This is a genomic window from uncultured Campylobacter sp., from assembly GCF_938045465.1.
GTDB lineage: Bacteria > Campylobacterota > Campylobacteria > Campylobacterales > Campylobacteraceae > Campylobacter_B.
In genome coordinates, this window is sequence record NZ_CALIBF010000071.1 from 1 (window position 1) to 10,723 (window position 10,723).

8 protein-coding genes and 1 pseudogene are annotated in these 10,723 nt (G+C 42.9%); 5 read left to right on the plus strand and 4 right to left on the minus strand.

All coding sequences use genetic code 11. From position 1 onward, the window contains the following. Together Q0413_RS03400 and Q0413_RS03405 are read right to left on the minus strand one after the other, a co-directional pair. Positions 1-1,910 (minus strand): annotated as a pseudogene (locus tag Q0413_RS03400) (hypothetical protein); the annotation flags it as partial. Between the two features lie 859 nt (positions 1,911-2,769). Beyond that, positions 2,770-4,191, minus strand: coding sequence for a Do family serine endopeptidase (locus Q0413_RS03405; RefSeq protein ID WP_298987319.1), 1,422 nt, complete (start codon positions 4,189-4,191; stop codon positions 2,770-2,772). Between the two features lie 168 nt (positions 4,192-4,359). Between Q0413_RS03405 and Q0413_RS03410 the strand changes: the two genes are divergently transcribed. The 3 genes from Q0413_RS03410 to Q0413_RS03420 all read left to right on the plus strand — a co-directional run bounded on the left by Q0413_RS03410 (position 4,360) and on the right by Q0413_RS03420 (position 7,717). Further along, positions 4,360-5,274 carry a DnaJ C-terminal domain-containing protein gene (locus tag Q0413_RS03410; RefSeq protein WP_298987322.1) on the plus strand — a complete coding sequence of 305 codons (915 nt, stop codon included), beginning with the start codon at positions 4,360-4,362 and terminating at the stop codon, positions 5,272-5,274. Positions 5,275-5,286: 12 nt separating this feature from the next. Beyond that, positions 5,287-5,598, plus strand: a complete 312-nt coding sequence (locus Q0413_RS03415; protein WP_298987324.1) for a helix-turn-helix transcriptional regulator — start codon at positions 5,287-5,289, stop codon at positions 5,596-5,598. Positions 5,599-6,085: 487 nt separating this feature from the next. Then, entirely contained in the window at positions 6,086-7,717 is a 1,632-nt protein-coding gene (locus Q0413_RS03420) for a cation:proton antiporter (protein ID WP_295152028.1), read from the plus strand. 420 nt (positions 7,718-8,137) lie between these two features. On the opposite strand, the gene Q0413_RS03425 is transcribed toward Q0413_RS03420, so the two are convergent. Beyond that, entirely contained in the window at positions 8,138-8,710 is a 573-nt protein-coding gene (locus tag Q0413_RS03425; protein WP_298987327.1) for a hypothetical protein, read from the minus strand. A 67-nt stretch (positions 8,711-8,777) separates the two neighbouring features. Beyond that, positions 8,778-9,116 carry a hypothetical protein gene (locus Q0413_RS03430; RefSeq protein ID WP_298987330.1) on the minus strand — a complete coding sequence of 113 codons (339 nt, stop codon included), beginning with the start codon at positions 9,114-9,116 and terminating at the stop codon, positions 8,778-8,780. Positions 9,117-9,969: 853 nt separating this feature from the next. Between Q0413_RS03430 and Q0413_RS03435 the strand changes: the two genes are divergently transcribed. Further along, on the plus strand, positions 9,970-10,155 hold the full coding sequence (locus Q0413_RS03435) for a hypothetical protein (protein ID WP_298987334.1): 186 nt from the start codon (positions 9,970-9,972) through the stop codon (positions 10,153-10,155). Positions 10,156-10,170: 15 nt separating this feature from the next. Beyond that, positions 10,171-10,723 (plus strand): cation:proton antiporter (locus tag Q0413_RS03440; RefSeq protein WP_298987332.1); only part of this gene is annotated, 553 nt, incomplete at its 3' end.

Below are 10,723 nucleotides of genomic sequence, written 5' to 3' on the forward strand. Positions count from 1 at the left end.
TTAAGATTTGCTATATCGCCTGCGGTTTTTTGAGTAGAGGCGTTATATACGTTTAAGGTGTTATTTGTGCCACCTGCACTGGATAGACCGTAGATAGTTTTATCGACTTTACCACCATAGAAATTTACGGTATTACCGCTACCGCTAGCCGCATATGCTGCGTAGACGTTACCAGCGACTTGCGTGTTGCTTAAATTCACGGTACTGTTTGTTGCAGAACCGCTAGCTTTTGAGCCGTATACATCGCCGGTAACGCTACCGCCTATTAGGCTTACTTGATTATCATCGGTATTACCGCTTTGGGCTTCGCCTCCGATTACATTCTTACTCGCTGTGACATTGGTTAGCGTGACTCTACTTCCAGTTACGTTGCCGCTAGAGCTTTTGCCACCTATTACGTTTCCATTAAATTTTGTTCCGCTGGCTATTATCTTACCACCAACTGCACCTGTAGAGCCTAAGCTGCCGATTGAATCTCCACCGATCTCGCCGCCGGTCAGATCTAAATAACTATTAGTAACCGTTCCGCCGCGACTTTCTCCACCGATCAATCTTCTGCCTATTTTTGCGCTACCATTAATTTTTGCGTAGTTATTCGCGACATCTTTATTGTTGCTTCTTCCGCCGATTGCATCACCGCTTATCTCGCCGCCTGTTAGATCTAAATAGCTATTATTAACAGTGCCGTCGTAGCTAAGCCCACCAAATACTCCGTCATCGCTAGCAAAATTTACACCCGAAACTTTACCACCACTCATATCTACATGAGCTCCATCTATATCGCCGTAATATGTGAAAGCACCAAAAGTTGCCTTATCTACGGTACCGCCGCTAATGGTAACATAATCGCCTTTGCTATTAGATTTAAGTTCATGGGCGTCGTTTCTATAATAACTTCCGTATACGTAGTTAGTTACATGGCCACCCTCGATAGTAGAGTGATTTTTTTCGGTTTTGCTAACCATGTATGCGCCGTTGAGATTTCCGACCGTGCCTTTTATCAGTTTACCATGATTATTTTTAGCTGTTGCTTTGCCGCCGGGACCGTGGATGCCGCCGCCCGTACCATTAGCGACTAAAACATCGGTAACTACAGCACCATCGTTATTGATAGTGACGATATTATTTTGTAAAGTGGCGGTGCTGTCTTTTGAGGCTATTACTCCACTTACATTTGCTAAATTTACAATAGCGTTGATATCTACTTTATTGCTGTCTGCATCGCCGTTTTCTACCGCAGCGCCAGCAATTCTACCAGCGATAGTAGGTGTTCCCTTAATATTTACTTCATTATTATTGGCTTTATTTGTGCCTGTTGCTCTACCACCCATTACCGATGTGCTATTGAAATTTATGAAATTATTATATTTAACTTGCGTAGAACCGCTAATATTTACAATATTGTGGATAGCATCTCCACTGCTATCTGCTTGACCGTACCACGTACCGTTACCACCAAGCACGACATTATTCACATCTGCGTCAATCAAGTTGACAGTATTATTTTTCGCACCTTTTCCTTCGCCGCCCACAAGTATCGCCACCGTAGCGCCGCTGTAAACATTAAGCGTATTATTTTCGGCTGCGCTAGTTTGCTTATAATAAAAAGGTGGGGTTGTAGGAGTACCGTCTCCGTTACCTCCACCATAAATCGTATAATCCCACATAGCTTGACCGCCGCTATCAACGCCAGTTATCGTTACGATATTATTGTCGTTTTTACCGTGAGCATTTGTGGAGCTTTCAAAGCCACCTGAGAAATTTTTACCTGATGAATGGTAAAAGTTACCTGGATGGCCGTCTGTAGTAACGGTTACCTGCCCATCTTTGGCTAAGACCTGTATAGGCAGCAATGCTAGCGTAGCAGCGATGCTCAGACCTGAGATAATTGGGATTTTGATCTCTTTCATAGTTGTAATCCTTCGTAAAAAATAAAAACTATCCATTATACTATAAAAATACCTATTTACAATAAATTTAATACAATTTCTAACGAAAGGTAGCTTAACGCGAAAAAATGGGTATCGCGATGTAACGTTTTCGATAATAAAGTAAAATTTCAGCTTATTTTTGTTATCGAAGCTTAAATGAAAAATTACGATTACAAAATGATGGAATTTTAAAATTCCGACCTTAAAATTTAGCCGGCGGGATTCCCAAGAAGCGTCGCTGCGAGAAAAGCATTAGAATCAAGAGGCAGTAGTTTCTGATATCAAGAAATGGGGTAGGGCACAAATTTTCTAAAATTTGGATTTTGTGGAATTTAAAGCGAAGCAATATATATACGAGAGGAATTAAAATTTGAAGTAATTCTAGGTTAGAAGCACATACTTCTGCTGTATGTTGTTAGCAAAGAGATTAAAATTTTAAAGCAGTCCCAGACGAAGCGATAAAAACGATAAAGTAGCGGCGTGGAAGGTTAAATTTTAAAAATTATAAGTGAAAACAAAAGCAAGGGGGGCAAAATTCTAAGAATTTCAAGCTAAATCTAGGCTTTCGGCGGAGGTGCTTTAAATAGCAGAGGGCTTTCAGAGGCGCTTGAAATAACAGAGAGCTTCCGGTAGCTTTAATGCCTGCCGGAAGCCCATTTTTATAGTTTATGTATCTTTTGTGCTCGAAAGCTCGAAATTCCGCTTGTCAGAAAGTTCAAAATCCCAAGAACTTCTGCTGGCTTACTCGCAATGTTCCGCTAATGCTTTGTCCTGGGCTCGCCGCGGTTAAATTTTAACGCTTTCGCGTTACTCGCCGTTAAGCTTGGTGGACCAAGCTTTAGCGGATTACAAGACCTTGCGGAATTCCGCGTCTGATGACCCAAACTAGGGTTTTCTTGCCCTTGTAATCTTTGATATATCGATCGAAATCATCTGAGCTTTTGACATCGTTTTGACCGACTTGGATGATCACGTCGCCTACCTCAAAGCCGTAATCATCGGCTTTTGAGCCATCTTTTACGCTTAAGACGAGGGCGCCCGAGACATCGTCGTCGAGGTTATATTTGCGGCGCAAGCTGTCATTTAACGTCCTTAGCTTTAGCCCCTCTATTGCGCTTTTTGAGTCCTCGCCGGCTGAGCCTAAGGTGGTGGAGTCGGATTTCATCGCGTCTAGCTTGATAGTCGTGCTCTTGCTTTTGCCGTCGCGCTCAAATTCTACATCCACTGAGCTTCCTGGAGCCATTGAGCCGATTAAATTTTTTAGCTCGTTGGCGTTTTTGATAGATTTGCCGTTTATTTTGGTAATCAAATCGCCGCGCTTGATGCCTGCTTTATCGGCAGGCATGTCTTTTTCGACGCTTGAGATTAGCGCGCCCTCTTTGCTTTCATAGAGCTCTTTTTGATCTTTAGACATATCTGAGATCGTAACGCCTATAAAGCCACGCTCGATCTTGCCGTTTGTGATGAGCTTTTCTGCGATCTCTTTTACCATATTTGAAGGGATCGCAAAGCCTACGCCGTTATTTCCGCCGCCGCGACTTAAAATAGCGGAATTTATTCCCAAAAGCGCGCCGCGACTATCCACTAGCGCGCCGCCTGAGTTGCCCGGGTTGATCGAAGCGTCGGTTTGGATGAAATTTTCATATTGATTTAGCCCGATATTGTTTTTATTTAGCGCCGAGATTATGCCTTGAGTGATGGTGCCGCCCACGCCGAAAGGATTTCCGATAGCAAAGACGATATCGCCCTCCATAGCCTTGGACGAGTCGGCAAATTTAACCGCAGAGAGATTTTTTTCGTCGATTTTAATAATTGCAAGGTCGGTTTTAGGATCGGTGCCGATTACCTTGGCTTTATACTCTTTATCGCCTTCTAGTAGTGTAACTACGATCTCATCGGCATTTTCTATTACGTGATTATTTGTGACAATATAGCCGTCTTCGGAGATGATGACACCAGAGCCTAGCGAGCTTCCCTCGCGCTCCTGCTGCTGCGGAATGTCAAAGTCGAAAAATTGCTTAAAAAACGGATCGTCAAACATCTGCGACATCGGGCTATTGCCTGCTTTGATCTTGGTTTTAGTTGCGATATTGACGACGGATTTTTTTACGTCCGCAACGGAGCTGTGATACGAAAGCACGACATCTTGATTAAAGCCCGGATTTACGCGCTCATAATTGCTTGGAGCTTCTTTAATGTCGATATTAGCGCCAAAAAGCGCACCTGCTAAAGCTATCGATATGATGATCGATTTTTTCATTTTTGCTTCCTTTGTGATAATGAAATTTTGGCGGAATTATAAATTTTGTCCGCTAATATATTCTTAACGCAAAATTAAAATTTATAAATAGAATTTAGCAAACTTGATTGACACTCACTAAAGTTTTATGATATAATCTACATAAATTTTAAGATTTTAAGGATTAAAATGGCAAGCACAAGCAGTTTATACGAAACCTTAGGCGTGGATAAATCAGCAAGCGCCGAGGAGATTAAAAAAGCTTACCGCAGGCTAGCTCGCAAGTATCACCCGGATATCAATAAAGAGCCAGGAGCTGAGGATAAATTTAAAGAGATCAACGCCGCGTATGAAATTTTAAGCGACGAGAAAAAGCGGGCGCAGTATGACCGCCACGGCGACGAGATGTTCGGCGGGCAGAATTTCCACGATTTCGCGCAGGGTTCGGCAAACATGGGCGATCTAAACGACATCCTAAACAGCATTTTCGGCGGCTCCTTCGGCGCAAAAAGCGCGGGCTCACGTGGCGGATTTAGTTTCAGCTCTTTCGGTGGTGGCGAAGGTTTTAGTGGCTTTAGCGGCAGCAGTTTCGGCGGCGGCTTTGGCGGCGCGCAGAGCCTAGATACGCACAGCTCGATTGAAATTCCTTTTGAGACCGCGATACAAGGCGGCGAGATGAGCGTGCGCGTGGGCGGTGAGACGGTTAAATTTAAAGTGCCCGCGGGTATAAATGCGGGCGAGAAGCTGCGCATCAGGGGCAAAGGGCAAAGATCGGGCGCTCAAAGCGGCGATCTAATTTTAGAGATAAAAATCGCGCCAAGTGCCGAGTATACGCGCGAAGGCGACGATCTTTTTAAAAAAATCGACATTCCTTTAAAAACGGCGCTGTTTGGCGGAAAAGTAGAAATTTCGACGCCAAGTAAAAGCGCAACGATAAAGATCGCAAAAAATACCAAAAACGGGCAGAAATACCGCCTAAAAGGCTACGGCGTGCAAAACCGCAAGAGTAAAATTTTAGGCGATCTATACGCAGTGGTAAATGTCGTCCTGCCAGACGTCGATTCGCTGGATGAGGACGTCAAAGCCGCGCTGCAAAAGCTATAAGGAGGCATCAAAATGCATGATTACGACGAGCCGGTTTATCTCATATCGATAGTTTCGAAGGTCCTAGATATCCATCCGCAGACGCTACGGCAATACGAGCGCGAGGGGCTCGTAAGCCCGGGGCGCACGGAGGGCAAGATGCGCCTGTACTCGGCACACGACATGGACCGCATACGCACGATTTTAAACCTTACAAAGGAGCTTGGCGTCAATCTTGCGGGCGTGGACGTGATCTTTCGCCTGCAAGAAAGGATCGCCGAGTATGAGCGCGAGATCGAGGAGCTGCGGGCTAAAATTTTAGAGCTTGGCGGAGAGACAGAATAAGGTCTGCGAGATAAAGATTAAAGCTCAGCAAAAATCGAGGTCTTAGCGCTATAGGCTGAAATTTTAATGCTATCAAAAAGCAAGATCGCCTCTTAAGCGTAGATTAAAGCGATAAATTTTGACTTTCAGTGCAGATTTATAGGCGCGTCAAATTTAAAGTTGCGCTAAGTAAACCCGGGCGAATTTTCTTGCAATTAAATTTAAAAACCGCCTTGATATAATTTGGTTTTAAAATTTAAAATTCCAAGCCGTGTTAGGCTTTAAAATTTTGTCGCGGACCTCTAAATTTAGCGATAAAGTGCGACATAATTTCTCTATTTTTAAGCGGGATTTTAGTAAAATCACATTATAAAATTTACCCGTAAATTTATATGAAAAGATAAAATTTCATCAATTATCGCCTCCGGTAAATGGTCGCGGATAATGTAAAATTTAACAATAAATTTAGCGCTAAATTTTATGCATAATCTTACAAAAAAGGGAGTTAATGGAGCTTGTTATAGAGCTATTTCTTGCGATCACCGCGCTTGCGATAGTGCTAAATATCGTCTTTAAAATTTTTGAAATTCCCACCATCATCGGCTATATCGTCGCGGGCGTGTGCTTTTCGCAGATCTATAGTCTAAGCAGTGTCGAAAACGCCCATATGTCTGAGCTGGCAGAATTCGGAATTGTTTTTTTGATGTTTACCATCGGGCTTGAGTTTAGTTTCCATCACCTGATGAGTATGAAAAAGGACGTATTTTTTAACGGCATACTCCAAGTGCTTGGCACCGGTATTATCTTGGCACTCATCATCGATCAAGCTTTCGGCGGAAACATAAAAACCGTGATGATTATCGGGCTTGCGCTCGCGCTTAGCTCTACGGCGATCGTGCTAAAAACGCTCAACGAAACAGGCGAAATCAACCAAAACTACGGGCGCAAGGTGCTTGGCATCCTGCTATTTCAAGACCTCGCCGTCATCCCTATCTTGCTTATGATCGACATCTTCGGCTCGACCGACAATACCCCCGTGAACTATCTAATCTTAAAAACCGCCGTAAGCGCCGCCATAGTGGTAGTGATCCTTTTCGTGCTCGGTAAATTTGCTTTTAACCGCTTCCTCTACTACGTCGTAAGGACAAATTCTAAAGAAATTTTCATCGCGACCATCCTTTTTACCGTCGTGGGGGCTAGCTTTTTAGCGCATGTATTCGGCTTTTCATACACGCTGGGCGCATTCATCGCGGGCATGCTCATCGCAGAAACTGAGTATAAACACGAGATAGAAGCCGATCTGACGCCGTTTCGAGACATACTGCTCGGACTTTTTTTCATCACGATTGGCATGCAGATAAATTTTGAAGTCATCGTCTCGCACTATGGGCTAATCCTGCTCGCTATTATCGTTATAATGGCGCTTAAAACGGTTGTGATTTACGCGATCTTATTTCTCTCGACCGGCAAAAGGATAGCGCTAAAAGCGGCGCTGTCGCTATGCCAGATAGGTGAGTTTGCGCTTGCGATCTTTTCGCTGTTGATGAGCCGCGATATGCTAAGTAAGGAAAACGGGCAAATTTTAATTACAGTCGTAACCGCGACGATGATTTTAACGCCGTTTATTCTTAAAAATTTAAACAAAATCGCCAACCGTTTCGAATCAAAGGTTGAAAAGCTCGAGGATGAGGAGCATAAAACTCAAATCCCGCCGATGAAAAATCACATCATTGTAGCAGGCTACGGCAGGATAGGGCAGGAGGTGGTGTTGCGCCTTAAAGATCAGGGGCTGCTATACGTAGTCGCCGAGAGCGATTTAGAGCTTGTGGATCTGGGCAAATCGCGCGGAGAGAATATATACTTTGTAAATATAATGCAAAAAACTGCGATCGACGAGCTGCATGCGCGCGATGCGTCGGTCATCATCCTAACGATCGCAAATCAGCAAAAGCTCGACATCGTCGCCAAGATGCTAAACGGCTCTAATTTAAAAGCAAATATCATAGTGATGCATACGGGTGCCGATCCACAAAGCGAGCTGCAGAGCGAATACGGCGAAAATTTTATCTTCGTAAAAAAGGAGAGAGTAGTAGCCAATGCGCTTTTACAAGAGGCGCTGAAATGCAAGCTAACGCAGTAGCCTTGAGCGTTTAAGATTAAATTTAAACGCATTTGCTATGCCTAAAATCTCCACGCTCTTTATTTTCTTACTTCTATACTCAGCTAATTTAAAGCGTTTTAATGAACGTAGATAAATAGATATATTTAAATGGTGGGCTTGCAAATTTAAAGACGCAAAGTGCTGCTTTGGATTGATTTAAATTCTAAATTTAAGCTGTCATTCCACAGCAAAGGGATACTCCGACAAGGAGCTGATGAAATATATTTGAGCGATAAAGTTATTTAAAAACTCGTTTAAATTTTACTAATTTCACTCTTTTATCTCTTTATAAACGCTTAAGTTGCGTGCTAGGCAAACAAGGGTAGTAATAACGGACACAGGCGTCACTGCTAGAAGATAAAATAAGCCAAAAAATAGCCCTATATCGCTCTATATTCACTACCGCCGCCGGCAAGCCATAACGCTATAGCCATAATGGGATAATACAAAACCAATGTCACAATCGCAAAATTTTCTATCGCGAAAATAGTATTGCTTTTTTTCAGGATTTTCTACGAAAAGTTTGCTGTATCTGCGCTTTGAAAAGAGAAATATAATCGTGCAAACGGCGCTAACTATAAACGCCCAGTGTAATTCGTACGAATCCGATAAAAATAAAATCAAAAAAACCGTTGTTGCAAAACTCGCGAAAGCAAATCTGATCAAACGGTGAAGTTGATATTTTTGCTTTAAATTTTTTGCAATTTGTGCTAGAGCTTTGCCGTATTCCAGCGCCTCCTCTTTGCTTTGGATAGATTCTGCTTCAAGGCTCGCGTCATTAAATTTTTGCTCAAATTTAGCGGCTTCATCTTGGGCGCCTTGCGCCTCGCCGTTTGTTTTGTTAAAATTTTGCTCGCCGGAAATTTTATCAGCGACCGCTCCGCCGATTTTTGTCTGCGATTTTGGTGCCGGTAGATACACGGTCTCATCGGCGTCAAATTCCGGATTTGCGTTATATGCTATTATCGCCACCAGAGTAGCTATAAAAATAGCGGGTATAATCTGACGTGTATCCCTGATATTTTATCTGTAAATAAAATCAGATTAAAGCATAAAGGACGTAAAATATCGCAGCCACATGTATCCATATAAGCATAAAGGCTTTATCTGCATCGCTAAATAGAAGCAGGGCATATTTTTTATACTTCAGCCTGTTTAGGCAGACGAGTATATTTATCGCAGATAGTGCAAGCATGCATAAAAACGACATTATGGGCGCATCATGTACAAACGTAAGAAACACGACGATATAAATCAGGAAGGTCAAAAGTGCCCCTAAAAACAGATATCTACAAAAGCGAAATCTATCGTAGCTTTTTAAAATTTCTTGCGGAATTTGGCTGATGTCCGCGGGGATTTTGTCTTTTTGCGTTTTCATTTTTACCGCTTTTCTCGGTTATTTTAGCTCAAATTTTGCTTTTTTACTCCGTAGCGTTTTAAATTTAATGAAGCGGGCTTTTTTTGGCTTGCTTCTTTTTTGGCAGACAAGCGACCCCGATTTCTCATTAAATTTTTAAAAGCTAATACTTACCGGCTCTCGCAATTTTATCGATAAAATTTTTAGCAGGCTAAATTTACGCTTCTTTTCTAGCTAAATTTAGCTTCAAAATTTATCCTGCTTCATTCATAAAATAAGGCAACTAAGCTAAAGCTCATTCGTTTTATCCACCCGCACGAACGCCCAGTGTATAAATCCTTGCCTCGGTTTATATTTGCCGCCACCAAAATCAACCTTGATTATAAATTCATTCGCGTAGCTAGTTTTAACAAGCCATCGTTGAAGCTGGGTACCTTTTTGCTCCAATGCTCGGCAAATTTTTTGCCAAAGCAGAGCAAGTCTTGGGCTATTTTTGAAATTTGGCTTTGAAAAATGGGGCGAGCCGCCTAGCATTGCCTGATGGATAATGAGTACAAATATGCCGTTATCTTGGGACTAAAGCTATAAAAGCTAAACATTAAGCAAATCAAGATATAATTTCGCCCCAATCCTAGGTAGACGTCCGAGCGGTTTAAGGAGCACGCCTGAAATGCGTGTGCGGGGCAACTCGCCGAGAGTTAGAATCTCTCCCCGCCATTTTTTAAATCTATTAAATTCACTTAGTGCTGAGGATAGGTATGAAAATTTTATCCTTAGACGCTAGCGGAAACCTTGGCGGCTACGTTATAGGCGCGCTCAAAGCCTCTACATAGACTCAGCCAAGATCATAGAAAACTAAGCTCTTGACTACACGCTGATACGTCCGCAGTGGTTTAGTAGTGCCAACGAGATAGACTACGAGGTCACGAGCTGGGCAAAAGGGGAGAAATTTAAAAACGAAAATACCCAAATTTCAAGAAAATCTATCGCAAATTTGGTTAAAATATGCCTAGTTGATAGCTTTGGCATAAAAGATAGCCTAGGCATCAACAAAAAATAAATTTAAAGGAAAAAGATGATTGAACACTTACTGCTATTTTTGGCTTTGCTAGCTATCATCATCGCTTTAGTGATGGTCTCAAATCGCCTAAACGTCGCCTATCCTGTGCTTTTGGTCCTTGGTCGGCTTGCCATTAGCTTTGTGCCAAATTTGCCAAGCATTAAGATCGATCCCGAGCTTATTTTCATCATATTTTTGCCGCCACTTCTTTATGAGGCTGCGTGGGCAAACTCGCTAAAAGAGCTCTACAAATGGCGCCGAATGATCGGAAGTTTTGCATTTATCGTCGTTTTTATCAGCGCAGCAGCTGTTGCCGTGATAGCAAATTTAGTGATCCCCGGCTTCTCGCTCGCCCTTGGCTTCATGCTAGGAGCCATCGTCTCGCCACCAGATGCGGTGAGCACGGCAGCTATCCTTAAATTTGTCAAAGCCCCACGCAGGATCAGCGCTATTTTAGAGGGCGAGAGCCTTTTAAATGACGCCTCCTCGCTCATCATCTTTCGCTTTGCCGCAGTTGCAGTGACGACCGGGCAGTTTGTCTGGTACAAGGCGGCAACGACCTTTTTAT